Origin of the sequence: Duganella aceris (assembly GCF_011090165.1) — a bacterium.
In the GTDB taxonomy this organism is placed as follows: domain Bacteria; phylum Pseudomonadota; class Gammaproteobacteria; order Burkholderiales; family Burkholderiaceae_D; genus Rugamonas; species Rugamonas aceris.
Map to the genome: position 1 here is coordinate 1 of NZ_JAADJT010000010.1, position 22,831 is coordinate 22,831.

The window sequence follows — 22,831 nt, forward strand, 5'->3', positions numbered from 1 at the left end:
CACCCGTTCGCCACTCGCCGCCAGGTTGCCCCGCGCTGCCGTTCGACTTGCATGTGTAAGGCATGCCGCCAGCGTTCAATCTGAGCCAGGATCAAACTCTTCAGTTTAATCTCTGTTTATTTGACACTTTCGTGTCACCGTCATTGCTGACGGGTCGCTCACTCAAAATACTGACAGGCCACTTCTTGCGAAGCGCCTATTTCATTACTTCTTGTGAACATTTGATATTTTAAGTATCGCGGAGACTAGCTCCGCGTGCACTCACATCAAACGTCCACACTTATCGACTGTTAATTTTTAAAGAACTTCAAATCTTGTACTGCTTGCTTGCGAAGCGTTTTGTTCGCAGCAGAGAGATGAGATTATGCGGTGTTTCGTGCTTCTCGTCAACTCTATTTTTCCCCGCTTCACTCTGCAACATGTGCACCGTTTTGCGGGGAGGCGAACTATATCAAAGACCTTCGAAGTTAGGCAAGCGCTTTTCGAGGAAAGCGTGCATCCCTTCTTTTTGCGCTGGCGTGCCGAAGCCGGCATGGAACAGCCGGCGCTCGTAATTGACGCCTTCGGTCAGCGTGGTTTCGAAGGCGCGGTTGACGGCGTCCTTGATCTGCATCGCCACCGACGGCGACATCGAGGCGATCTGCTTGGCCACCGCCAGCACTTCCTCGATCAGCTTATCGGCCGGCACCACGCGCGACACCAGGCCGATGCGCTCGGCTTCGGCGGCGTCGATATTGCGCGCGGTCAGCAACATGTCCATCGCCTTGGCCTTGCCGATCGCGCGCGGCAAACGCTGCGTGCCGCCCGCGCCCGGCGTCACGCCGACCTTGATTTCCGGCTGGCCGAACTTGGCGCTGTCGGCCGCGATCAGGAAGTCGCACATCATCGCCAGCTCGCAGCCGCCGCCCAGCGCGTAGCCGGCCACGGCGCCCACCACCGGCTTGCGCACGCGCAGGATGTGTTCCCAGTTGCGGGTGATGTAGTTGTCGCGGTAGGTGTCTTGATAGGTGTAGTCCGCCATCGCCGCGATGTCGGCGCCGGCGGCGAAGGCTTTCTCGCTGCCGGTCAGCACGATGCAGCCGATCGCCGGGTCGGCGTCGAACTTATAGAGCGCATCGCCCAGCTCGTTCATCATGCGGTCGTTCAGCGCGTTCAGCGCCTTCGGACGGTTCAGGCGGATCAACGCCACTTTGTCGTGCACTTCGACGATCAGGTCTTCATATTGCATCAGTTTCTCCTCCAGAGTGGAATATTACGCAACGATTGTAGCGCCTAACTCCGGCGCTGGTATGATTGAAACTTGGCAACCCGCACTATAAGAGTCCGCTATTCTTACCGCCCTCCGCCGCTACTTGACCCACCAGCTGTCCGGCGACGAGTTGCTGCGCAACGCCGACTTCCGCCGCTACTGGTCGAGCGCCATCCTGAACGGCTTCGGCAGCTATGTCAGCGCGCTGGCCCTGCCTTTGTGCGCGGTGCTGCTGCTCAAGGCCTCGCCGGCGCAGATGGGCATACTGGGCGCCGCGACGGCGATGCCGTTCGCGCTGCTGGCCCTGCCGGCCGGCGTTTTCCTCGACCGCAACCGCAAGCTGCCGGTGCTGTTGGCCTGCAAGGCGATCCAGGCGGCGGCGCTGGCCAGCATTCCGGTCGCCTGGTGGCTGGGCATGCTGAGCATCCACTGGATGTATGCGGTGTCCTTCGTCTGCGGCGGCTGCAATGTGGTCGGCGGCGGTGCCGAGCAAATCTTCCTGACCAACCTGATCGGGCGCGACCGCCTGACCGACGCGCAATCCAAGTTCACCGCGACCGACTCCGCCTCGCGCCTGCTGGCGCCCGGCCTGGCCGGCATACTGATTCAATGGCTGACCGCGCCCTACGCGGTGATGCTGAACGCGCTCGGCTTCGTCGCCTCGATCCTGCTGTTGCGGAATATGAATGGCAACGATCCCAAGCCGGCGCCGTCCAACAAACACCCGCTGCGCGACATCCAGGACGGCATCCTGTTCATCTGGGGCCATCCGCTGCTGCGCACGATGGCCTGGGCAGCAGGCGCATGGCACGTGCTGTTTTTCGGTTTCGCCGCGCTGTCCGTGCTGTTCGCGACACGCGAGCTGGGCATGAGCGCCGGCATGCTGGGCGTGGCGCAGATGCTGGGCGGGGTCGGCGTGCTGGTCAGCTCGATGCTGCTCAAGCCGCTTAACCGCCGCTACGGCGCCGGCGGCACCATGCTGATCGGCGTCGGCCTGTGCGCCTTTGCCTTCGCGGTGATGCCGCTCATTCCGCCGAATCTGTTCGGCATGCCGATGGCCAGCGCGATCGCCTGCGCGGCGATGTCCTTTTTCCTCGATTGCGGCGTGATGCTGTTCCTGTTGCCGTACACGACCATGCGCCAGAAGGTGACGCCGGACGAATACCTGGGACGGATGATGTCGACCATGCGCTTCCTGACGGGATCGGTATCGCCGCTCGGCGCACTGGCGGCGGGATATCTGGGCGAGCACTTCAGCATCCGCACCGGACTGGCGTGCGTGGCGGCGGGCGGCATCGCGCTGACGATCACGCTGGCGCTGTCCACGACCATGCGCGGCGCGCGCATGGCGGCGCCGGCCGCGTTATCGTAACGCATACCGTGCGACGGTAAAGCGCTTAAAACATTACGCTGGTTCCAATGTTCAATCACTGGAGTGCGTCATGTTCAAATCAATTTTACTGCCGATCGATGGATCGGAGCTGTCGGACAAAGTCACGGCCACGGCGATCCAGTTCGCCACGCTGAATCACGCCAGGATCGTCGCGGTGACTGTGGTGCAGCCGATGCCGCTGGCGCCGCTGGGGGATGGCAGCGTGATGATCGACGCCGGCGACTACAGCAACGAGATGCAGGAAGCGGCGCGCGGCCACATCGACAAGGTGGCCGCCGCCGCCAGCGCCGCCGGCATTCCGTTCGACGGCCTGATCTCGATGTCGGCCAGCCCGTCGGAGGAGATCGTCGAGGCGGCCAACAAATACAATTGCGACATCATCCTGATGGGGTCGCACGGCCGCACCGGCCTGGAGAAACTGCTGCTCGGCAGCGAGACGCAGAAAGTGCTGTCCCACACCACGATACCGGTGCTGGTGCTGCGTTAAAACTGCTTCGGCAATAATACCCAGATGCTGCCGCGCTGCTTCATGCGGCCGGCATTCTCCGACGCTTCCGTGCCGAAGCCGAAGAAGTAATCGACCCGGATCGCGCCGCGAATCGCGCCGCCCGTGTCCTGCGCCATCACCAGCCGCTGCAACGGGATATCGCTGTTGGCCTGCGTGGTCGACAAGAACACCGGCGCGCCCAACGGCAGTTGCGACGCGTCGATCGCCACCGAACGCTGCGGCGTCAGCGGCACGCCCAGCGCGCCTTTCGGGCCGACCTTCGGATCCGGCAGACGCTCTTCCTTGAAGAACACGTAGCTCGGGTTGACGTTGAACAGTTCCTGCATGCGCGTCGGATGGCCGGCGATCCAGGCCTTGATGCCCTGTGCCGACGCCTGCTCCAGGGTCAGCTCGCCCTTCTCCACCAGGTACTTGCCGATCGATTTATACGGATGGCCGTTCTGGTCGGCATACGCCACGCGCACGGTTTCCTGCGTGTCGGTCAGCTGCACCCGGCCCGAACCCTGCACCTGCAGGAAGAACGACTCCACGGGATCGTCCACCCACAGCAGTTCCTTGCCGGTGAAGTCGGCCTTCTCGATATCGGCGCGGGTCGCGTACGGCACCACCTTCTTGCCGACCAGTTTGCCGCGCAGGCGCATGCCCTTCAGCTCCGGATAGACGCCGGCCAGGTCGATGGTCAGCATATCGTCCGGCACCTTGAACAGCGGCGTCTGATACGGACCGCCCTTTTTGCGCGCGCCGCGCAGCAGCGGCTCGTAGTAGCCGGTGACCAGGCCGTCGCTGCCGCCGTCCGGCGCGATCACCTGGTTCGGTTGCAGGAAGGCTTCGAAGAAGGTACGGATCGCCTTCTCGTCGCCGGCGTTGACGGTGCGCGCGATGCCGCACGATTCCTTCCATTGCGGCTGCTTGGCCAGCACCGAGCACGAGGACATGAACGCGGGCCAGGCCGCGCGCAAGTCGTCCTTGTCCCAGCCCGGCAGCGAGGCGAAACTGGCCGGCACCATTTGCAGCGCGGTCGGTTTCGGAGGGGCCGGAGCGACCGGCGGTACCGGCGCGGTCGGCGGCGCCACCACCACCGGCGGCGGCACCGGAGTGCCCGGTTTCTCCGGCGGCAGCGGCGTAGTGGTGCAAGCGGCCAGCGAAAGCGCGACGACGCCGAACGGAACGAGTAGACTACTGCGGGTAAATAACATAAGTAAAGGCTAGGCTATGTGGGTATTGATGTTGGAAGCATGCGTGGCGTTTTTCCTGCTGGTATTCATCGTCTGGTGGACGATGTACCAGGGCAAAGGCAAGTCCAAACGACTGCCCCCGCCGGAGCGGAAAGAAGATCTGCCGGAATAATCAATGCAGCGTGCGCGGCAGCGACAGCACGAACTCGGGGATCTTGGCTTCGAACTGGTGGCCGTCTTCGGCCACGCAGAAGTATTCGCCCACCATCGAGCCCTGCTGGGTTTGCAGCGCGGTGCCGCTGGTGTATTCGAAATGCTCGCCGGGTTGCAGCAGCGGTTGGTGGCCGACCACGCCCAGGCCGCGCACTTCCTCCACATGGTTGTTGGCGTCGGTGATGACCCAGTGGCGTGAAATCAGCTGCGCAGCCACCGTGCCGGTGTTCTTGATCGTGATCGAGTAGGTGAACACGAAGTTGGTGCGTTCAGGGTCCGACTGATCCGGCAGGTACTGGGTTCTGACCGACACAGTAAATTCGTAAGTGGCCATCAATATTCCTCAAGGCTTAATAAAAACGCAAACGCAGTTTGCAAACTTAGCGATTGTATATCGTCAGACCCTCATTGCACCGCAAATCCCGGCGACATGCAAGGAGTACGCGGCCTAAAACGGCGCAGCCGCGCCGGGCAGCGTAAAATAGCGCATCTTTTTTACTGCCAGCCCAAAGCCATGACCACTTTCCGCATCGCTCCCAGCATCTTGTCCGCCGACTTCGCCCGTTTGGGAGAGGAAGTCCGCAACGTCGTCAGCGCCGGCGCCGACATGATTCACTTTGACGTGATGGACAACCATTACGTTCCGAACCTGACCATCGGCCCGCTGGTGTGCGAAGCGATCCGCCCGCACGTGCAAGTGCCGATCGACGTGCACCTGATGGTCAAGCCGGTCGACCGCATCATCCCGGACTTCGCCAAGGCAGGCGCCAACATCATCACCTTCCACCCGGAAGCATCGGACCACATCGACCGCTCGCTGCAACTGATCCGCGACCACGGCTGCAAGGCCGGCCTGGTGTTCAACCCGGCCACGCCGCTGAGCTACCTGGAGCACGTGATGGACAAGATCGACATGATCCTGATCATGTCGGTCAACCCGGGCTTCGGCGGCCAGTCGTTCATCCCGCACGCGCTGAAGAAAATCGCCGAGGCGCGCCGCCTGATCGACGACTCCGGCCGCGACATCCTGCTGGAAGTGGACGGCGGCATCAAGATCGACAACATCGCCGCAGCGGCTGCGGCGGGCGCCGACACCTTCGTCGCCGGCTCCGCCATCTTCGGCAAACCGGACTACAAGGCCGTCATCGACGCCATGCGTGCCGAACTGGCGACGGTCAAGTAATGGCGGGCGTGCTGGCGGGCGTGCGCGCCGCGATCATCGACCTCGACGGCACCATGCTGCACACGATGCCCGACTTCCACGTCGCCATCAACGGCATGCGCGCCGAGCTGGACCTTGCGCCGATCGCACAGGAACGCATCGCGCTGATGGTCGGCAAGGGCTCCGAGAACCTGATCCGCTCCGTGCTGGGGCTGGACTGGGACGCGGCCGGCGTCGAAGCGAAATTCGACGCGGCGATGGACGCCTACCAGCGCCACTACCTCAGCATCAACGGCGACTACAGCACGCTGTATCCGGACGTGATCGAAGGCCTGGCCGCGCTGAAGGCGCAGGGCCTGCGCCTGGCCTGCGTCACCAACAAGCCGATCGCCTTCACCACGCCGCTGCTCAAGCTCAAGGGGCTGGACGGTTTCTTCGAGGTGGTCTACGGCGGCGACTCGCTGCCGCGCAAGAAGCCGGACCCGCTGCCGCTGCAAACGGTGTGCGCCGATTTCGGCCTGCCACCGGCGCAAGTGGTCGCCATCGGCGACTCCTCGAACGACGCGCAAGCCGCGCGCGCTGCGGGTTGCCCGGTGTTGACGGTGCCTTACGGTTACAATCACGGACAGTCTATACACGAAACCGATTCCGATGGTATAGTAGCCACGCTGCTAGAAGCGGCACGCCTGATACGTTCGCAAAATTAACCGTTAGCTGAACTAGACCTGACCGAAATGTCTCTCACCAAAAAACACACCGTCAACCAAACAGGCTCGATTGAGGCCTGGCTTTGGCGACGCTGGCAATCCTGGCAAAACTAAGCCGAACCGATTGCTGTCGTCCGTGCGCACGCACCCGACAGGTTTTTTGACAAACCACCGCCACATCCACAAGCACATCTGGCGGCATGGAGAGCACACATGACCGAACTCGAATTCAAATCGTTGGCCAACGACGGCTACAACCGCATCCCGCTGATCGCGGAAGCCTTCGCCGACCTCGAAACCCCGCTGACCCTGTACCTCAAGCTGGCGCAGACCCAGAACGGCGGCAAGAACACCTTCCTGCTCGAATCCGTCGTCGGCGGCGAGCGTTTCGGACGCTTCTCCTTCATCGGCCTGCCGGCCACCACGGTGCTGCGCAACTTCGGCACCCGCACCGAGATCGTCAAGAACGGCGCGGTGATCGAGACACATGAAGGCAATCCGCTGGACTTCATCGAGACTTACCAGAAGCGCTTCAAGGTCGCGCTGCGTCCCGGCATGCCGCGCTTCTGCGGCGGCCTGGCCGGCTACTTCGGCTACGACAGCGTGCGCCACATCGAGAAGACACTGGCCCACAGCCAGCCCAAGGACGACCTGGGCCTGCCCGACATCCAGCTGATGGTGACCGAGGAACTGGCGGTGATCGATAATCTCAGCGGCAAGCTGTATCTGATCGTCTATGCGGACACCACGCAGCCGGAGTCGTATTCGAAAGCGCGCCAGCGCCTGAAAGACCTGCGCATGATGCTGCGCCGTGGCGTCGACGCGCCGGTGACCAGCGCCTCGGTGCGCACCGAGATCGTCCGCGATTTCCCGAAAGAGGAATATCTGAAGGCGGTCGCCAAGGCGCACGAATACGTGATGGCCGGCGACTTGATGCAGGTGCAGATCGGCCAGCGCATCCGCAAGCCGTATGTCGATTCGCCGCTGACGCTGTACCGCGCGCTGCGTTCGCTGAATCCGTCGCCGTATATGTACTTCTACAATTTCGGCGACATGCAGATCGTCGGCGCCTCGCCGGAGATTTTGGTGCGCAACGAGACACTCCCGGACGGCGAGAAGAAAGTCACGCTGCGCCCGATCGCCGGCACCCGTCCGCGCGGCGCCACGCCGGAGCGCGACGCCGAGCTGGCCAAGGAATTGCTGGCCGATCCGAAAGAGATCGCCGAACACGTGATGCTGATCGACCTGGCGCGCAATGACCTGGGCCGCATCTCCGAGATCGGCAGCGTCAAGGTTACCGACCGCCTGGTGATCGAAAAATACTCGCATGTGCAGCACATCGTCTCCAACGTCGAGGGCAAGCTGAAGGATGGCCTGTCCAACCTGGACGTGCTGCGCGCCACCTTCCCGGCTGGCACGCTGACCGGCGCGCCGAAAGTGCGCGCGATGGAAGTCATCGACGAACTGGAAATCTCCAAGCGCGGTATTTACGGCGGCGCCTGCGGCTACCTGTCGTTCGGCGGCGAGATGGATGTGGCGATCGCGATCCGCACCGGCGTGATCAAGGACGGCATGCTATACGTGCAGGCCGCCGCCGGCATCGTCGCCGATTCGATCGCCGAGATGGAATGGCAGGAAACCGAAAACAAGGCGCGCGCCGTGCTGCGCGCCGCCGAACAAGTGCAAGATGGCCTGGATGGGGAGTTCTGAGATGCTGCTGATGATCGACAATTACGACTCCTTCACCTACAACATCGTGCAGTACTTCGGCGAGCTGGGTGAGGATGTGCGCGTGTACCGCAACGATGAAATCACGATCGCGGAAATCGAGGCGCTGAACCCGGACCATATCTGCATCTCGCCGGGTCCGAAAGATCCGTCGCAGGCCGGCATCTCGATCGCGGTGCTCAAGCACTTCGCCGGCAAGAAGCCGATACTCGGCGTCTGCCTTGGCCACCAGGCCATCGGCGAAGCGTTCGGCGGCAAGGTGATCCGCGCCAAGCAAGTCATGCATGGCAAAACTTCAGTCATCGCGCATACGGGCGTGGGCGTCTTCAAGGATCTGCCCTCCCCCTTCACCGTGATCCGTTATCACTCGCTGGCCATCGAGCGCAGCTCGCTGCCATCCTGCCTCGAAGTGACGGCATGGACCGACGACGGTGAAATCATGGGCGTGCGGCACAAGGACTACGACATCGAGGGCGTGCAGTTCCACCCCGAGTCCATCCTGTCCGAGCACGGTCACGCGCTGTTGAAGAATTTCCTGGTTCGATAAAGGATCGCCATGGCTATCACCCATCAAGAAGCACTGCTGCGCTGCATCGAACACCGCGAGATCTTCCACGACGAGATGCTGCACCTGTTCCGCCAGATCATGTCGGGCGAAATGTCGCCGACCATGATCGCCGCCCTGACCATGGGCCTGCGCGTCAAAAAAGAAACCATCGGCGAGATCGCCGCCGCCGCGCAAGTGATGCGCGAATTTTCCACCAAGGTGCCGATGGCCGACACCACCGGCCTGCTCGACATCGTCGGCACCGGCGGCGACGGCGCGCATACGTTCAACATCTCGACCGCCGCGATGTTCGTCGCCGCCGCCGCCGGCGCGCGCGTGGCCAAGCACGGCGGCCGCAGCGTGTCGTCGTCGTCCGGCAGCGCCGACGTGATCGAATCGCTGGGCGCCAACATCAACCTGAAGCCGGAGCAGATCGCGCAATCGATCGCGCAGACCGGCATCGGCTTCATGTTCGCGCCGAATCATCACGCGGCGATGAAGCACGCGGCGCCGGTGCGGCGCGAACTGGGCGTACGCACCATCTTCAACATCCTCGGGCCGCTGACCAATCCGGCCGGCGCGCCGAATATCCTGATGGGCGTGTTCCACTCAGACCTGGTGGGTATCCAGGTGCGGGTGCTGCAACGCCTCGGCGCGCAGCACGCCATCGTGGTGTATGGCCGCGACAATATGGATGAGGTGTCGCTGGGCGCCGGCACCATGGTCGGGGAACTGATCAACGGCGAGATCCGCGAATACGAAATCCATCCCGAAGACTTCGGCCTGCAGATGATCGCCAGCCGCAACCTGAAGGTGGCGGATGCGGTCGAATCGAAGGCCAAGATGATGGAAGCGCTGCGCGGAGAGCCTGGCGCGGCCTTCGATATCGTCGCGCTCAATGCCGGCACGGCGTTGTATGCGGCTGGCGTGGCCGGCTCGATCGAGGAGGGGCTGAAGCGCGCGCGCGCCGCCATCGAATCGGGCGACGCGCTGCGCAAGGTCGAGCAATTCGTCGCGGTGACGCAAAGCCTCGGCCGCGCGAACTAAGGAGCGCCCGCATGTTCGGCATCCACGACTTGACGCTGTTTATGATCTCCGGGCTGCTGCTGAACCTCATGCCCGGCCCGGACTCGCTGCTGATCATGTCGCGCAGCGCCACCCAGGGCTGGCGCGCCGGTTCGGCCGCCGCGCTGGGCATCGGCGCCGGCACCATGGTGCACATCTTCGCGGCGGCGCTGGGCTTGTCGGCGCTGCTGGCGACGTCCGCCACCGCGTTCACGGCGGTGAAGTGGGTCGGCGCCGCGTACATCGTCTACGTCGGCATCGGCATGCTGCGCAGCCGTCTGAAGACGCCGGCCGACGCCGATGCCGCCCAAGCCCGCGCGCGGGCGGCGACGGCGCAGCCGCTGCCCTACCGCCGCATCTTTTTCCAGGGATTCCTGACCAACGTGCTGAACCCCAAGGTGGCGCTGTTCTTCCTCGCTTTCGTGCCGCAGTTCATTTCGGCGAATGCCGCCAGCAAGCCGCTGGCCTTCCTCATCCTGGGCAGCATCTTCAATTTCAACGGCATGCTGTATTGCCACGGCCTGGCGCTGTTTACGGCCTTTGCCAGCGCGCGCCTGAACATCAAACCAATGGCCGCGCTGTGGATGAACCGCACCATGGGCGGCCTGTTCCTGGCCCTCGGCGCGCGCCTTGCACTCTCGGAGCAACACTAATCATGTCTGACATTCTGAACAAAATCCTCGCGGTCAAAGCCGACGAAGTCGCCGCCGCCAAAAAACATCGCGGCTTCGCCAGCCTGCGCGCCGACGTCGAGAGCAACGCCGAACTGCGCGCCGGCCTGCGCGGCTTCGAGGCCAGCCTGCGCGGCAAGATCGCCGCCGGTTCCGCCGCCGTCATCACCGAAGTCAAGAAAGCCTCGCCGTCGAAAGGCGTGCTGCGCGCCGACTTCCGTCCGGCCGACATCGCCGCCAGCTATGAAGCCAACGGCGCCGCCTGCCTGTCGGTGCTGACCGACGAGCAGTTCTTCCAGGGTTCGGTCGTATATCTGCAACAGGCGCGCGCCGCCTGCGCGATTCCGGTGCTGCGCAAGGACTTCATGATCGACATTTACCAGATCTACGAAGCGCGCGCGATGGGCGCCGACGCGATCCTGCTGATCGTCTCGGCGCTGGATCACGGCCTGATGGCGGAAATGGAAGCCTGCGCCCACGAACTGGGCATGGGCGTGCTGGTGGAAACCCACGACGGCGACGAACTGACCGCCGCCCTGCGCCTGAAAACCGCGATGGTCGGCATCAACAACCGCAATCTGCGCACCTTCGAGGTATCGCTGGACAATACGCTGGCCCTGCTGGACCGCATTCCGGAGGAAAAATTGGTGATCACCGAATCCGGCATCATGGTGCCGGCCGACGTGCAGCGCATGCGCGACGCCAATGTGCACGCCTTCCTGGTCGGAGAAGCCTTCATGCGCGCGCCGGATCCGGGCGCGGAGCTGAGCCGCCTGTTCGGCTAAGCGCGTACCGCCCGCATCGCCGGCGCCAGCGCGTCGGCTATTTCGACGCGATCGCGGCCGCCGTCCTTGGCGGCGTATAGCGCCTTGTCCGCCCGCATCAGCAGGCTATCCAGATCTTCCTCGGCGTCCATCTGGCAAGCCAGACCGATACTGACCGTGCAAGCCGGCAACAACGAACCTTTCTTGATGCCTTCGCAAGGCAGCTTGATCGCACCCTGGATGCGTTCGGCCACGCTCAACGCCCGCTCAATCCCGGTTCCCGGCAACAACACAACAAACTCCTCACCGCCGAATCGGGCCAAGTGGTCCGAGGTGCGCAGCACCTTGCCGATCACCTTGGCGATATTGATCAGCACCCGGTCGCCGGTCAGATGACCGTGCGAGTCGTTGATCGCCTTGAAGAAATCGAGGTCGATGCTCAACATGGTCAAATGATCACAATTGCGTTGCAGTAAAGCCCGCTCCTTGGCGTAGATGTCGGCGAAGCCGCGCCGGTTCAGCACCTGGGTCAGCGGATCAAGCGTCGAGCGCCGTTCGAGTATCGCTTGCAGCCGACGCGTTGCGACCGTCATAAAGCCAACCGCCAACAACAGCACCATGAAATTGCTGGTGGCCAGATACAGGCTCTGGAAATATCCCGGACGCATTAAGTCGGTATATTCACCGCCAAATAACACCAGCAGGCCCCGAGTCAACACCACCAGTGTTTGGAATAAGATCAGCGCGGCAAAAAACGTCGTGGAGAAATGAGATTCACCGTGGCGGATAATCGCCCACAGCTGACTGCAATAAAATATCGACACCAAAAAAGAGAATATCGCGACGCGGATGGTGAAATCCGACTCGATGAACAGGGAGTAGCCGATACCGGCCATGCCCACCGCCCATACCACATGAAACAAGCGCCATTGCGGCCGTTGGCCATAAAATACCTGAGTGCCGATCATCGCCAACCCTATCCCCCACAGCAGGACTGAATTGGCCATTAATACGACAATATCTCCCAATATGGGGCCGCTGTTGCGCGCACTATAAAGCAATGCCGCCATAACCAATAACAGCAGACCGCCAGCCCAATGCTGCAAGCCTTGTATCTCGGAAGGAAAACTACGGTGGGCGGCAAATAAGACAATACTCATCGCGCCCGCCATTAAGGACGACATGATAATAATGGTGAAGGGATCGAGCAGAGTCACAGGCGTTCCTATTTTATCGATCACCGAAAGGCGGGGTTCGAATACAGCGGTATCGAATTGAAACGATTATACCTTGCCTTCAAATACCCGCCACTCCTTCCGTAGACCAATAAACGCAGTGCGCGCTGGAATCCGGCATGTACATGCCAAAAACTGGCATGAAATCGATCAACTGCCGCAGCAGGAACCCGACGCCAGGCGGTTGATGATCGGGCAGTCCGGCCTGTCGTCGCCGTGGCAGTGATCGACCAGGTCGTTCAGCGTGGCGCGCAACTCGGTCAATTCCTGAATCTTCTGATCAAGCACGCTAATATGTTCCCGCGCCAGCGCCTTCACTTCCGAGCTGGCTCTTTCCCGGTTTTGCCACAGCGCCAATAGCTTGCCGACCTCCTCCAGCGAAAACCCCAGGTCGCGCGAACGTTTGATAAACTCCAGCGTATGCAAATCATTTTTACCATAAAGCCGATAACCGCTGTCGCTGCGATGCGCAGCCGTCAGCAATCCAGTCGATTCATAATAACGAATCATCTTGGTGCTTAATCCACTTTGCTTTGCCGCTTCGCCGATATTCATTATTCCGCTCCCGGTTCAGGTTCCCACAGTTTTAATAACAAAGCATTACTCACCACGCTCACGCTGGAAAGCGCCATCGCTGCGCCGGCTAATACCGGATTCAACATGCCGAACGCCGCCAGTGGAATACCGATCAGGTTATAGACAAAAGCCCAGAATAAATTCTGTCGTATCTTGGCGTAGGTTTTTCGGCTGATATCCAGCGCCGCCGGAATCAAGCGCGGATCGCCGCGCATCAGCGTAATGCCAGCCGCGTGCATGGCCACATCGGTACCGCCGCCCATGGCGATACCGATATCGGCGGCCGACAATGCGGGCGCATCGTTAATGCCGTCGCCGACCATCGCCACCACGCCATGCCGCTTCAACTCGACCACTTTCGCCGCTTTATGCTCCGGTAATACCTCGGCGTACACATCGGTGATTCCCAAGGCCTTGGCCACCGCCAGCGCGCTGCCGCGATTATCGCCGGTCAGCAAATGGGTGCTGATATGACGTTTCGACAACTGTTCGACCGCGTGCAAGGCGCCCGGCTTGAGCGTGTCGCCGAACGCGAACAAGCCCAGCACGGCGGGAATCGGCCCCCGTTCAATGAGCCACGACAGGGTGCGGCCCTCCGCCTCCCACGCCTCGGCCGAGTCCGCCAACTCGCCGGGCTGAAGCCCGGATTCGTCCAGCAAGCGTCGGTTGCCGAGCGCCAGATCCCTGCCCAGCACGGTGCCGGCGATGCCCCGGCCGGCCAGCGCACGGCTGTCCTGGACCGGCGCCAGCGTCAGTTGACGGTCCAGGCAAGCATCCAGCACCGGCTTGGCCAGCGGATGTTCGCTGCCGCGTTGCAGCGCGCCGGCCAACTGCAACAATGCATTTTCGTCACCATCGAGCGCCGCCAGGTGCGCGATGCGCGGCGTGCCGGACGTCAGCGTGCCGGTCTTGTCGAAGACCACGGCGGTGACTTGATGGGCGCGCTCCAGCGCCTCGGCGTCCTTGATCAGGATGCCGTAACGGGCGGCGACGCCGGTGCCGGCCATGATCGCGGTCGGCGTCGCCAGGCCCAGCGCGCACGGGCAGGCGATCACCAGCACCGCCACCGCATCGATCGCCGCGACCTCCAGCGAAGCGCCGGCCAGCAGCCAGCCGGCCAGGGTCAGCAGCGCCAGCACCAGCACCGCCGGCACGAACACCTGGCTCACCTTGTCCACCAGTCTCTGGATCGGGGCCTTGGCCGCCTGCGCGTCCTCGACCATACGGATGATGCGGGCCAGCACGGTTTCCGCGCCCAGCACGCCGGTCCTGACCAGCAAGCGGCCTTCGCCGTTGATCGCACCGCCGGTGACCTTGTCGCCCGGCTGTTTCGGCACCGGCAGGCTTTCGCCGCTGATCAGCGCCTCGTCGGCATGGCTTCGGCCCTCGACCACCGCGCCATCGACCGGAAAACGCTCGCCCGGCTTGACCACCACCAGATCGCCGACGCGCAAAGCACCGATGGCGACATCGCGCTCGCTGCCATCCACCCATTGCAGCGCGCGCTCCGGCCGCAACGCCTCCAGTGCGCGGATGGCGCCGGCGGTCTGGCGCTTGGCGCGGCTTTCCAGGTATTTGCCCAACAACACCAGCGCGATCACCACCGCCGACGCCTCGAAATACAGGTGCGGCATGGCGCCCGGCGCAGCACTGGCCCAGCCGTAGAGGCTCAAGCCGTAGCCGGCGCTGGTGCCGAGCGCCACCAGCAGATCCATATTGCCGGCGCGGGCCCGCACCGCTTTCCACGCCGCGACATAAAAGCGCGCACCGAGGATGAACTGCACCGGCGTCGCCAGCGCGAACTGCGCCCAGGCCGGCAACATCCAATGCACGCCAAACGGCGCCAGCAGCATCGGCAACACCAGCGGCGACGACAACGCAATAGCCAGCAGCAACGACCACCGCTCGCGGACCAAGCGCCGCTGCTGTTGATCGACCTGGGCCTGCGGATGGTGCAGCGTGTGGGCGGCGTAACCGGCCTTTTCGACGGCGGCGACCAGCGCATCGGTGGAGACATTGCCCAGCAACTCGATATGGGCGCGCTCGCTGGCGAGGTTGACGCTGACGCTCGCCACGCCCGGCAACTTCGCCAAGGCCTTCTCGACCCGGCCGGAGCACGAGGCGCACGTCATGCCATCGATGGCCAGCTCGACGCTGGCGCTGGGCACGGCGTAGCCGGCCGCGTCGACCGCGCTCAGCAGGGCGGGCAAGCTGTCGGCCGGCGCCTGCAGGCGCACCTGTTCGGTGGCGAGGTTGACGCTGACGTTTTCCGCGCCGCTGACTTTGCTGAGCGCGCGCTCGACGCGCCCCGCGCAGCTGGCGCAGGTCATGCCGGAAATCGGCAGATCGAAGGTGACGGACTTACTCATCGCGAAGCTCCATTGGAATGCAATAAGCCCATGATGAACCTTCCCCCTATGGCAATGTCAAGTGTCCTAAACTCCGGGGTCAGAGCTAAAAACTGGACACGGGCTCTACCGTAGCGGTCGCTACGGTAGAGCCCGTGTCCAGTTTTTAGCTCTGACCCCGGAGTTTAGCGGACAGCCGTAGGGCGCAACGGGCCGGTGGATTTCTTGCCGGCCGGGTCCAGCGCCAGCGTGATGCCAGGCACGCGTTCGCCCTGCAACTCGACGCTGAACGACATTAACTCGTCGCGGCGGAAGGCGTACACCTCCACGCTCGCGCCGACCGCGTAACGCGACAGCAGCGTGTCGAGGTTGCCGGCGTTGACGCGCAGGCCGTCCACCGCCACCAGCACATCGCCCGCCGACAAGCCGGCCATATGCGCGGCGCCGCCTTCGTGCACGCTGCTGAGCTTGCAGTCGTTGCCGTCGCGGCCCAGGTTGGCGTCGAGACTCGGCTTGGCCGATTTGCGTTCGTCGCTGTACTTGACGCCGAACGGCGCCAGCAACTTGGCCAGCGGCAGGTCTTCCGTGCCGCGCACGTATTTGTCGAAGAACGGCTTGAAACGGCCGCCGCTGATCTCGTCGAACAGCGCTTCCGCTTCCGCCGGCGTCACGCCGCGCGCCGCGCCGCTGTAGAAGTCGCGCCCGTACCGCTGCCACAAGGCGCGCATCACGTCATCCAGCGATTTCTTGCCGCCGGTCTTGGCGCGGATGCTCAGGTCCAGCGCCAGCGCCACCAGCGATCCCTTGGTGTAGTAGCTGATGATGGCATTCGGTGCGTTCTCGTCCTGGCGGTAGTACTTGCCCCAGGCGTCGAAACTGGAATCGGCCACGCTTTGCTTGGTGCGGCCGCTGCCGCGCAACACGCTGCCGACGGTCTTGCCCAGCAATTTGAAATACGCCGGCTCGCCGATCAAGCCGGCGCGCACCAGCATCAGATCGTCGTAGTAGCTGGTGAAGCCTTCGAACAGCCAAAGCAGCGGCGAGTAGTTCTCCACCTGCAGGTTGTACGGCGCGAACGCGGCCGGCTTGATGCGCTTGACGTTCCAGGTATGGAAGTACTCGTGGCTGCACAAGCCCAGATACTGCAAATAGCCGTCGCTGATTTCCTTGTTCTTCGATGCGGTGCTCGGCAAATCGGCGCGCGCGCAAATCAGCGCGGTCGAGGCGCGGTGTTCCAGTCCGCCGTAACCATCGCCCACCGCCAGCGTCATGAACACGTAGCGGTCCATCGGCGCTTTGTTCGACTTCGGTTCGAAGAAGGAAATCTGCGTTTCGCAGATGCGTTTCAGGTCGGCGCTCAGGCGCGCCATGTCCAGGTTGGGCACGCGGCCGCTGATGACGATGTCGTGCGGGATGCCGTGCGCCTTGAACGTGGCCAGCGCGAAGTCGCCCTGCTCCACCGGATGATCGATCAAGTCGTCGTAGTTGGCGGCGATGTAGGTGCCGAAGCCGTAGCGCTTGGCCTTCAGTTCCGGCAGCGAGGTGGCGACGCGCCAGGTCTTGGCGGCTTCGTCGTCCGGGCGCTGCATGTCGACCACGTGCGGCTGGTCTTCCTGCCCCAGCACGCGCAGGTAGACGCTGGTGCCGTTGAAGAAGGCGTGGTTCTGATCCAGGTGCGCGGCGCGCACCGACAGGTCCCAGGCGTAGACTTCATAGTGCAGCGTCAGCGATGCGGTGCGGTCCGACAGCGGCGCGGCCTGCCACGAGTGCTTGTCCAGCTTTTCCAGCGCCACCGGTTCGCCGTTCGATTCGGCGCGGATGCGCACGATGTTGCGCGAGAATTCGCGGATCATGTAGCTGCCGGGGATCCACGCCGGCAGCGCGAAGACCTGTCCGCCCGGCGACGGCGACGCTACCGTCAGCGTGACCTGGAACAGATGCGCCGCCAGGTCGTGGCCGACGATGCTGTAGGCGATGGCGGGTTGGTTCTTGTTCGGTTTCTTCATCATGGATCCTGTTTACAAATCGCCGGGCGTATCGATGTCGCGCACCACGCCGACATCGTCGACGATCACTTCGCTCACCGCATGGCTTTTTAAAATCGCACGCGCGCCCTGGTCGCCGTCCAGCGCCAGCAGCAGCGGCAAATGATAACTGCTGAAAGCGACCGGATTGCCGCGCCGTCCTTCATATACCGGCGCCGCGATATGCGCGCCGCGTTCTATGCTCGTGACCAGCGCGCGCATGGTCTCGGGTTGCACGTGCGGCATGTCGCCCAGCCCCACCAGCCAGCCTTCCGCGCCCCTGGTGTGTTCGATCGCGGTGGTCAGCGATTCGGCCATGCCCAGGTCGGCGTCGGCGCAGACGCGCACTTCGCATCCCAGCTTGCCCAACAGCGCCGCCACCTTGTCGTCGCCGGGACGCACCACGGCCAGCACGCGCGGCAGCACGGCCAACATATTCCTTGCGCTGGCGGCGACGACGATTTCCCCATCGGCCAGCGTTTGCAGCAATTTGTTTTGTACGCCGGACGGGTCGAATCGCTTCCCCCGTCCGGCCGCCAACAAGATTCCTACGAGCGCCATGCCGCTCAGGCGGCCGTCAGGTCGAACGGCAGCTTGCGCAGGCGCTTGCCGGTCAACTTGAACAGCGCATTGGCGAACGCCGGCGCAAGCGGCGGCAGGCCTGGTTCGCCCATGCCGGTCGGCGGGTCGTTCGACGGCACGATGTGCACATCGATCGCCGGCATGTCGGTCATGCGCGCGACCACATAGTCGCCGAAGTTCTGCTGCTCGACCACGCCGTCCTTCAGCGTGATCGCGGCGCCCGGCAGGGTCATGCCGAGGCCCATCAGCGCCGCGCCCTGAATCTGCGCTTCGATGGTCAATGGATTGACCGCCGTGTTGCAATGGACGCCGGCCGTCACCTTGTGCAGCTTCGGCGTGCCGTCCTTGACCGACGCCACCACCACATAGGCGATCACGGTGTTGAACGATTCGTGCACCGCCACGCCCCACGCCTGGCCTTTAGGTAAAGCCTTCTTGCCATAGCCGGACTTGGCGACCGCCAGCTCCAGCGCGGCGATGTGGCGTTTGCCCTTCTCGCCCATCAGCTTCTTGCGATAGGCTACCGGATCCATCTTGGCCGCGTGCGCGGCTTCGTCGATCAGGGTTTCCATCACAAACGCGGTGTGCGTCGAGCCGACCGACCGCCACCACAGCACCGGCACGTTGGCCTTGACCGTGTGCGCGCTCAGGTTCAGCGGAATCTCGTACGGCTCGCCCATGCCCTCGACCATGGTCGAGTCAACGCCGTCCTTGACCATCATCGGTTCGAACGGGGTGCCGGTGACGATGGACTGGCCGACGATGACATGATCCCACGCCACGATCTCGCCCTTGGCATCGACGCCGATATCGGCGCGGTGCACATGCGACGGGCGATAGTAGCCGCCCTTGATGTCATCCTCGCGGCTCCAGATCATCTTGATCGGTTCCTTATGGCCGGCCGCCTTCCACACCTTGGCGACGTTGACCGCCTCCACCAGGTAGTCGGAGGTCGGCACGGCGCGGCGGCCGAAACCGCCGCCGGCCATCATCGTGTTCAGCACCACCTGCTCCGGCTTCAGCCCGGCGGTGGCGGCGATCGCGCCCTGGTCGACGGTCTGGAACTGCGAACCTGCCCACACCGTGCAACCGTCGGCGCGCAGGTCGACCACGCAATTCAACGGTTCCATCGGCGCGTGCGCCAGGTAAGGGAATTCATACACGGCGGAGATCTTGGTCGCCGCGCCGGCCAGCCTGGAGGTATCGGCCTTGCGCACCGGCGTGCCGGCCTTGGCGGCCAACGCCTTGTATTCGGCCAGCTGCTTGTCGCTGCTGACTTTCTCGACGCCGCTGGTGTCCCAATCGATGACCAGCGCTTCGCGGCCCATCTTGGCGGGCCAGTAGCCGTCGGCCACCACCACCACGCCGCTGCCGCCGCGATCCGTCTTCACTTCCAATACGTCGATCACGCCCTTGATGGCCTTGGCCTTGCTGGCGTCGAACTTGGCGACCTTGGCGCCGAACACCGGCGGCCGCGCCACCACGGCGACCTTGCTGTCCGGCGCCTTGAAGTCCATGCCGAACTGCTGCTTGCCGGTGGATTTCAGTTTCGCGTCCAGGCGCTTGACCGGCTTGCCGATGATCTGGAAGTCCTTCGGATCCTTCAGCTTCACGCTGGCGGGCACCGGCTGCTTCATCGCCGCATCGGCCATCGCGCCGTAGGTGGCCTTCCGGCCGGCTGGCCCGATCAGCGTGCCTTTGACGGTCTTGATCTGTTCCGGCGCCACCTTCCACTGCTCGGCCGCCGCCGCGATCAGCATCGCGCGCGCCTTGGCCCCGATCTCGCGGTACTGCGTGTACGAGTGGGCGATGCTGCCCGAGCCGCCGGTGATCTGGATGCCGAAGGCCGGATCCTTATATTGGTCGCCGGCCGGCGCCAGCGCGCCGTGCACCTTCGACCAATCCGCGTCCAGCTCCTCGGCGATCAGCATCGGCAGCGAGGTTTGCACGCCCTGGCCGAATTCCAGCCGGTTGACCTGCACCGTGACGCTGTTGTCCGGTGCGATATGCAGGAAGGCGTTCGGTTCGTACACCTTGGCCGGCGGCTGCTGCGCGTTGGCGAAGCGGCCAGCGCCCGGCATGAAGAAGCCCAGCACCAAGCCGCCGCCGACGGCGCCGCCGGCCTTCATGAAGCCCCGGCGCGACACGCCCGCAGCGCTGGACGAGCCGCTCACCATCGTTCCCTGATTAAGCCATTCGATACGCATGCTGCTCTCCTCAGGCGATGGTTTTGGCGGCGTCTTTGATCGCGGCGCGGATGCGTTGATAGGTGCCGCAGCGGCAGATATTCCCGCTCATCGCGTTGTCGATATCGGCATCGGACGGCGTTTTGTTCGTGCGCAGCAGCGCGGTCGCGCTCATGATCTGACCACTCTGACAGTAGCCGCATTGCGGCACATCGAGCTTGACCCAGGCGTCCTGCACCGCCTTGCCGACCTTGTCGCCCTCCATCGCCTCGATGGTGGTGATCTTCTGGCCGGCGGCGGCCGAAATCGGCGTGATGCACGAGCGGATCGGCTGGCCGGCCAGGTGCACGGTGCAGGCGCCGCACAGCGCAGCGCCGCAACCGAACTTGGTGCCGGTCATGTTCAGGTTATCGCGCAGCGCCCACAGGATCGGCGTCGATGGATCGGCGTCGACCTGCATGTCCTTGCCGTTGATGTTCAGAGTGATCATGGATTGGGCCCTTTATTGTTTGATCTTGGCGAACTTGTCTTCCAGCGTCTTGATGTCGACCGCGCCCGGCATGCGCGAGCCGTCGGCGAAGAAGATCGCCGGCGTGCCCGATACACCCAGCTTGCGGCCCAGCGCCAGCACCTCGTCGTTCGGCGTGGCGCAGGACGCCACCGCCGCCGGCGCAGGTTTGCCGCCGACCATCCAGTCGTCCCAGGCCTTGTTGCGGTCCGGCGCGCACCAGACGTTCTTCGACTTGACGAAGGAATCGTCCGACAGGATGTTGTACAGGAAGGTGTAGACGGTGACGTTGTCGACTTCCTTCAGCGTGGTCTGGCGGAAGCGCTTGCAGTAGCCGCAGTTCGGATCCTCGAACACCGCGATCACGCGCTTGCCGTCGCCCTTGACGGTCTTGATGGCTTTATCCAGCGGCAGATCGGAGAACGCGATCTTGCTGATCTCATCGATGCGGTCGCGGGTCAGGTCGGCGCCGGTGGTCAGGTTGAAGATATGGCCGTTGATCAGATAGGTCGCGGTCTTGTCGGTGTACAGGATGTCGCTGCCGATGCGGACTTCATACAGGCCGCTGTAAGGGGTCTCCTTGATCGAATCCACTTTCACGTTGGTGCCGAGGCGCGGCTCGATCAGTTTCTTGATCGCCTCCGTGCTCGGCGGCGTCTCGGCGCCCACACATGACGCCATCAGCGCCGACAACAACAGCAAAACGGGCTTACTCTTTCTCATGACTTCTCCGGTGTGTGCTTGTTCACTTGCCCATCGCGTGCGAGATCAGGCGGCGCTTCAGCACAGGTAATTTATCCAGCAAGTTTAATCCGAAATTCCGAACCACGCGCAGGGGCTCGATATCTGCCCCGAATAGCCGCGCCAGGCCGTCGGTGGTCAGCTGCATCAGCAGCACGTCCTCTTTGCGCGCGCGCTCGTAGCGGGCCAGCACGCGGTCGTCGCCGATGCCGCGCTGCGGTTCGCGTTCGCTTAACGTCTTGATAAGCTGCGCCACATCGGCGAAGCCCAGGTTCATGCCGTGGCCGGCCAGCGGATGCACGACATGGGCGGCGTCGCCGACCAGCGCCACGCGCGGCGCGCTCATGGCGTGCGGGCGGATCAGGCGCAATGGGAAGTCGCGCACCAGCTCCGGTTGCAGCGGCGTCAGCGCGCCCAGCTTGTCGTTGGCGTAGACGGCGAGGCGCGCGGCGATCTGTGACGCCGACTCGGCGCGCAGCGTATCGGCCAGCGCTTCCGGCGCCGACCACACCAGCGATACCTGATTCCCCGGCAGCGGCAGCAGCGCCACGATGCCTTCGGCGCCGGTGAACCACTGATAAGCGGCGCCATGGTGCGGCTTCTCGCAGGCGAAGTTGGTCACCACCGCGCGCTGCGCGTAGCTGCGGTAATCGAGGCCGATGTCGCATTGGCCGCGCACCCAGGACTGGGCGCCGTCGGCGCCGACCACCAGCTGCGCCCTGACGCTGGCGCCGTCGTCCAGCAGCACGCTGGCGCCGGCGTCGTCGCGCAGCAGCGCGGTGGCGCGGCCGTGGACCAGCTTCACGTTCTGGGCGAATTTGAGCGCGGCGTCGAGCGCCTGGCCCAGGTTGCGGTCTTCCAGGATCCACGCCAGCGTGCCGGTGTGGGCGCCATAGGCGTCGAAGGCCAGGCCGCCGGCATGGGCGCCGTCGCCGTGGACGATCATCGCATCGACCGGCGCCACGCGGGCCGCGTCCAGCGCGCCCCATACTTTAAGGGAGGACAGCAGATTGTGGGCGGTGTGGTTCAGGGCGTAGACACGGGCATCCCATCCGGGATCGCCGGCGAACGCGGATGCCGGCGGTGGCGGCGGCCCGAGCAAGGTGACGCTGAAACCGGCTTGGGCCAGGCCCAGCGCCGTGGTCTTGGCGATGGCGCCGTCGCCCACAATACAAATATCGCTCTCGATAACGCGCAGTGCTGCGGAGGAGGATGGATTATTCATCCGGCCATTATAGCGTTTGTGGGGTCGAGAAATTGCCCCTTGCAATTTCTTCCCCGCCTGCTATAATTCTGCTCCTTGGCCTGGTAGCTCAGTTGGTAGAGCAGAGGATTGAAAATCCTTGTGTCGGTGGTTCGATTCCGCCCCGGGCCACCAAGAATGCTTCACACAGAACGCCAACCCATGCAGGTTGGCGTTTTTGTTTTCGCACGGCAAACTCCTTGTGT

22 protein-coding genes, 1 tRNA gene and 1 rRNA gene are annotated in these 22,831 nt (G+C 63.6%); 11 read left to right on the top strand and 13 right to left on the bottom strand.

The annotated features are described in order from the left end of the window. Both GW587_RS20960 and GW587_RS20965 read right to left on the bottom strand, forming a co-directional pair. Positions 1 to 107: ribosomal RNA gene (locus GW587_RS20960) — 16S ribosomal RNA — on the bottom strand; the annotation flags it as partial. A gap of 344 nt (positions 108 to 451) precedes the next feature. Continuing rightward, on the bottom strand, positions 452 to 1,228 hold the full coding sequence (locus tag GW587_RS20965) for an enoyl-CoA hydratase (RefSeq protein WP_166106560.1): 777 nt from the start codon (positions 1,226 to 1,228) through the stop codon (positions 452 to 454). A gap of 124 nt (positions 1,229 to 1,352) precedes the next feature. Here GW587_RS20965 and GW587_RS20970 point away from each other — a divergent pair, with 124 nt between their 5' ends. Next, positions 1,353 to 2,621: an MFS transporter gene (locus tag GW587_RS20970; protein WP_229259578.1), complete on the top strand. Its 1,269-nt coding sequence runs from the start codon at positions 1,353 to 1,355 to the stop codon at positions 2,619 to 2,621. Positions 2,622 to 2,691: 70 nt separating this feature from the next. Beyond that, positions 2,692 to 3,129, top strand: a complete 438-nt coding sequence (locus GW587_RS20975; RefSeq protein WP_166106561.1) for a universal stress protein — start codon at positions 2,692 to 2,694, stop codon at positions 3,127 to 3,129. Here the strand turns inward: GW587_RS20975 and mltA are convergent. Continuing rightward, positions 3,126 to 4,346, bottom strand: a complete 1,221-nt coding sequence (gene mltA / locus GW587_RS20980) for a murein transglycosylase A (protein WP_166106562.1) — start codon at positions 4,344 to 4,346, stop codon at positions 3,126 to 3,128. The genes GW587_RS20975 and mltA overlap by 4 nt on opposite strands. A 16-nt stretch (positions 4,347 to 4,362) precedes the next feature. Here mltA and GW587_RS31670 point away from each other — a divergent pair, with 16 nt between their 5' ends. After that, a complete protein-coding gene (locus tag GW587_RS31670; RefSeq protein ID WP_267878123.1) occupies positions 4,363 to 4,497 on the top strand; it encodes a hypothetical protein in 135 nt (44 codons plus the stop codon). Here GW587_RS31670 and apaG read toward each other — a convergent pair whose 3' ends face one another. Then, a complete protein-coding gene (gene apaG, locus GW587_RS20985; RefSeq protein WP_008444834.1) occupies positions 4,498 to 4,872 on the bottom strand; it encodes a Co2+/Mg2+ efflux facilitator ApaG/CorD in 375 nt (124 codons plus the stop codon). Between the two features lie 180 nt (positions 4,873 to 5,052). On the opposite strand from apaG, the gene rpe reads away from it, so the two are divergent. From rpe to trpC, 7 genes are all read left to right on the top strand, one after another. Next, positions 5,053 to 5,721 (top strand): ribulose-phosphate 3-epimerase, encoded by a 669-nt coding sequence (gene rpe / locus GW587_RS20990; RefSeq protein ID WP_166106563.1) that lies wholly within the window; start codon positions 5,053 to 5,055, stop codon positions 5,719 to 5,721. Continuing rightward, positions 5,721 to 6,407, top strand: a complete 687-nt coding sequence (locus GW587_RS20995) for a phosphoglycolate phosphatase (protein ID WP_166106564.1) — start codon at positions 5,721 to 5,723, stop codon at positions 6,405 to 6,407. Before rpe ends, GW587_RS20995 begins: the two co-directional genes overlap by 1 nt. A 213-nt stretch (positions 6,408 to 6,620) precedes the next feature. Further along, positions 6,621 to 8,117, top strand: coding sequence for an anthranilate synthase component I (trpE, locus tag GW587_RS21000; RefSeq protein ID WP_166106565.1), 1,497 nt, complete (start codon positions 6,621 to 6,623; stop codon positions 8,115 to 8,117). 1 nt (position 8,118) lies between these two features. Next, positions 8,119 to 8,682, top strand: a complete 564-nt coding sequence (locus GW587_RS21005; protein WP_166106566.1) for an anthranilate synthase component II — start codon at positions 8,119 to 8,121, stop codon at positions 8,680 to 8,682. A gap of 9 nt (positions 8,683 to 8,691) precedes the next feature. Beyond that, positions 8,692 to 9,729: an anthranilate phosphoribosyltransferase gene (trpD, locus tag GW587_RS21010; RefSeq protein ID WP_166106567.1), complete on the top strand. Its 1,038-nt coding sequence runs from the start codon at positions 8,692 to 8,694 to the stop codon at positions 9,727 to 9,729. 11 nt (positions 9,730 to 9,740) lie between these two features. Then, the gene (locus tag GW587_RS21015; protein ID WP_166106568.1) at positions 9,741 to 10,400 is read left to right on the top strand and encodes a LysE family translocator; all 660 of its coding nucleotides are present in this window, start codon (positions 9,741 to 9,743) and stop codon (positions 10,398 to 10,400) included. 2 nt (positions 10,401 to 10,402) lie between these two features. Continuing rightward, positions 10,403 to 11,203: an indole-3-glycerol phosphate synthase TrpC gene (gene trpC / locus GW587_RS21020; RefSeq protein WP_166106569.1), complete on the top strand. Its 801-nt coding sequence runs from the start codon at positions 10,403 to 10,405 to the stop codon at positions 11,201 to 11,203. Here the strand turns inward: trpC and GW587_RS21025 are convergent. The 9 genes from GW587_RS21025 to GW587_RS21065 form a co-directional block, all read right to left on the bottom strand. After that, positions 11,200 to 12,399 carry a GGDEF domain-containing protein gene (locus GW587_RS21025; RefSeq protein ID WP_371875632.1) on the bottom strand — a complete coding sequence of 400 codons (1,200 nt, stop codon included), beginning with the start codon at positions 12,397 to 12,399 and terminating at the stop codon, positions 11,200 to 11,202. The two genes, trpC and GW587_RS21025, sit on opposite strands and share 4 nt — an antisense overlap. 168 nt (positions 12,400 to 12,567) lie before the next feature. Further along, positions 12,568 to 12,972, bottom strand: a complete 405-nt coding sequence (gene cueR, locus GW587_RS21030; RefSeq protein WP_166106570.1) for a Cu(I)-responsive transcriptional regulator — start codon at positions 12,970 to 12,972, stop codon at positions 12,568 to 12,570. Continuing rightward, positions 12,972 to 15,362 carry a heavy metal translocating P-type ATPase gene (locus GW587_RS21035; protein WP_166106571.1) on the bottom strand — a complete coding sequence of 797 codons (2,391 nt, stop codon included), beginning with the start codon at positions 15,360 to 15,362 and terminating at the stop codon, positions 12,972 to 12,974. The genes cueR and GW587_RS21035 overlap by 1 nt, the downstream gene beginning before the upstream one ends. Before the next feature lie 164 nt (positions 15,363 to 15,526). Beyond that, on the bottom strand, positions 15,527 to 17,347 hold the full coding sequence (locus GW587_RS21040; RefSeq protein WP_166106817.1) for a M61 family metallopeptidase: 1,821 nt from the start codon (positions 17,345 to 17,347) through the stop codon (positions 15,527 to 15,529). A gap of 12 nt (positions 17,348 to 17,359) precedes the next feature. Then, positions 17,360 to 17,926: a nucleotidyltransferase family protein gene (locus GW587_RS21045; protein WP_166106572.1), complete on the bottom strand. Its 567-nt coding sequence runs from the start codon at positions 17,924 to 17,926 to the stop codon at positions 17,360 to 17,362. A 5-nt stretch (positions 17,927 to 17,931) separates the two neighbouring features. Further along, positions 17,932 to 20,154 (bottom strand): xanthine dehydrogenase family protein molybdopterin-binding subunit, encoded by a 2,223-nt coding sequence (locus GW587_RS21050; RefSeq protein ID WP_166106573.1) that lies wholly within the window; start codon positions 20,152 to 20,154, stop codon positions 17,932 to 17,934. Between the two features lie 10 nt (positions 20,155 to 20,164). Beyond that, complete coding sequence (locus GW587_RS21055; RefSeq protein WP_166106574.1) at positions 20,165 to 20,623, bottom strand: (2Fe-2S)-binding protein; 459 nt, start codon at positions 20,621 to 20,623, stop codon at positions 20,165 to 20,167. 12 nt (positions 20,624 to 20,635) lie between these two features. Continuing rightward, positions 20,636 to 21,364: a DsbC family protein gene (locus tag GW587_RS21060; RefSeq protein WP_166106575.1), complete on the bottom strand. Its 729-nt coding sequence runs from the start codon at positions 21,362 to 21,364 to the stop codon at positions 20,636 to 20,638. A gap of 22 nt (positions 21,365 to 21,386) precedes the next feature. Further along, positions 21,387 to 22,607, bottom strand: coding sequence for an FAD-dependent monooxygenase (locus tag GW587_RS21065; RefSeq protein WP_166106576.1), 1,221 nt, complete (start codon positions 22,605 to 22,607; stop codon positions 21,387 to 21,389). A 77-nt stretch (positions 22,608 to 22,684) separates the two neighbouring features. Between GW587_RS21065 and GW587_RS21070 the strand changes: the two genes are divergently transcribed. After that, positions 22,685 to 22,760: transfer RNA gene (locus GW587_RS21070), tRNA-Phe, on the top strand. Positions 22,761 to 22,831: the final 71 nt, after the last annotated feature.

Excerpts from the sequence above, each read along its gene's own strand:
- GW587_RS21050 (WP_166106573.1), bottom strand. The coding sequence starts at position 20,154 with ATGCGTATCGAATGGCTTAATCAGGGAACGATGGTGAGCGGCTCGTCC.
- apaG (WP_008444834.1), bottom strand. The coding sequence starts at position 4,872 with ATGGCCACTTACGAATTTACTGTGTCGGTCAGAACCCAGTACCTGCCG.
- GW587_RS20995 (WP_166106564.1), top strand. The coding sequence starts at position 5,721 with ATGGCGGGCGTGCTGGCGGGCGTGCGCGCCGCGATCATCGACCTCGAC.
- GW587_RS21040 (WP_166106817.1), bottom strand. The coding sequence starts at position 17,347 with ATGAAGAAACCGAACAAGAACCAACCCGCCATCGCCTACAGCATCGTC.
- GW587_RS21055 (WP_166106574.1), bottom strand. The coding sequence starts at position 20,623 with ATGATCACTCTGAACATCAACGGCAAGGACATGCAGGTCGACGCCGAT.
- GW587_RS21005 (WP_166106566.1), top strand. The coding sequence starts at position 8,119 with ATGCTGCTGATGATCGACAATTACGACTCCTTCACCTACAACATCGTG.
- trpD (WP_166106567.1), top strand. The coding sequence starts at position 8,692 with ATGGCTATCACCCATCAAGAAGCACTGCTGCGCTGCATCGAACACCGC.
- trpC (WP_166106569.1), top strand. The coding sequence starts at position 10,403 with ATGTCTGACATTCTGAACAAAATCCTCGCGGTCAAAGCCGACGAAGTC.
- GW587_RS21035 (WP_166106571.1), bottom strand. The coding sequence starts at position 15,362 with ATGAGTAAGTCCGTCACCTTCGATCTGCCGATTTCCGGCATGACCTGC.
- GW587_RS20975 (WP_166106561.1), top strand. The coding sequence starts at position 2,692 with ATGTTCAAATCAATTTTACTGCCGATCGATGGATCGGAGCTGTCGGAC.
- GW587_RS21015 (WP_166106568.1), top strand. The coding sequence starts at position 9,741 with ATGTTCGGCATCCACGACTTGACGCTGTTTATGATCTCCGGGCTGCTG.
- GW587_RS21065 (WP_166106576.1), bottom strand. The coding sequence starts at position 22,607 with ATGAATAATCCATCCTCCTCCGCAGCACTGCGCGTTATCGAGAGCGAT.
- GW587_RS20965 (WP_166106560.1), bottom strand. The coding sequence starts at position 1,228 with ATGCAATATGAAGACCTGATCGTCGAAGTGCACGACAAAGTGGCGTTG.
- GW587_RS31670 (WP_267878123.1), top strand. The coding sequence starts at position 4,363 with ATGTGGGTATTGATGTTGGAAGCATGCGTGGCGTTTTTCCTGCTGGTA.
- trpE (WP_166106565.1), top strand. The coding sequence starts at position 6,621 with ATGACCGAACTCGAATTCAAATCGTTGGCCAACGACGGCTACAACCGC.
- cueR (WP_166106570.1), bottom strand. The coding sequence starts at position 12,972 with ATGAATATCGGCGAAGCGGCAAAGCAAAGTGGATTAAGCACCAAGATG.
- GW587_RS21060 (WP_166106575.1), bottom strand. The coding sequence starts at position 21,364 with ATGAGAAAGAGTAAGCCCGTTTTGCTGTTGTTGTCGGCGCTGATGGCG.
- mltA (WP_166106562.1), bottom strand. The coding sequence starts at position 4,346 with ATGTTATTTACCCGCAGTAGTCTACTCGTTCCGTTCGGCGTCGTCGCG.
- rpe (WP_166106563.1), top strand. The coding sequence starts at position 5,053 with ATGACCACTTTCCGCATCGCTCCCAGCATCTTGTCCGCCGACTTCGCC.
- GW587_RS21045 (WP_166106572.1), bottom strand. The coding sequence starts at position 17,926 with ATGGCGCTCGTAGGAATCTTGTTGGCGGCCGGACGGGGGAAGCGATTC.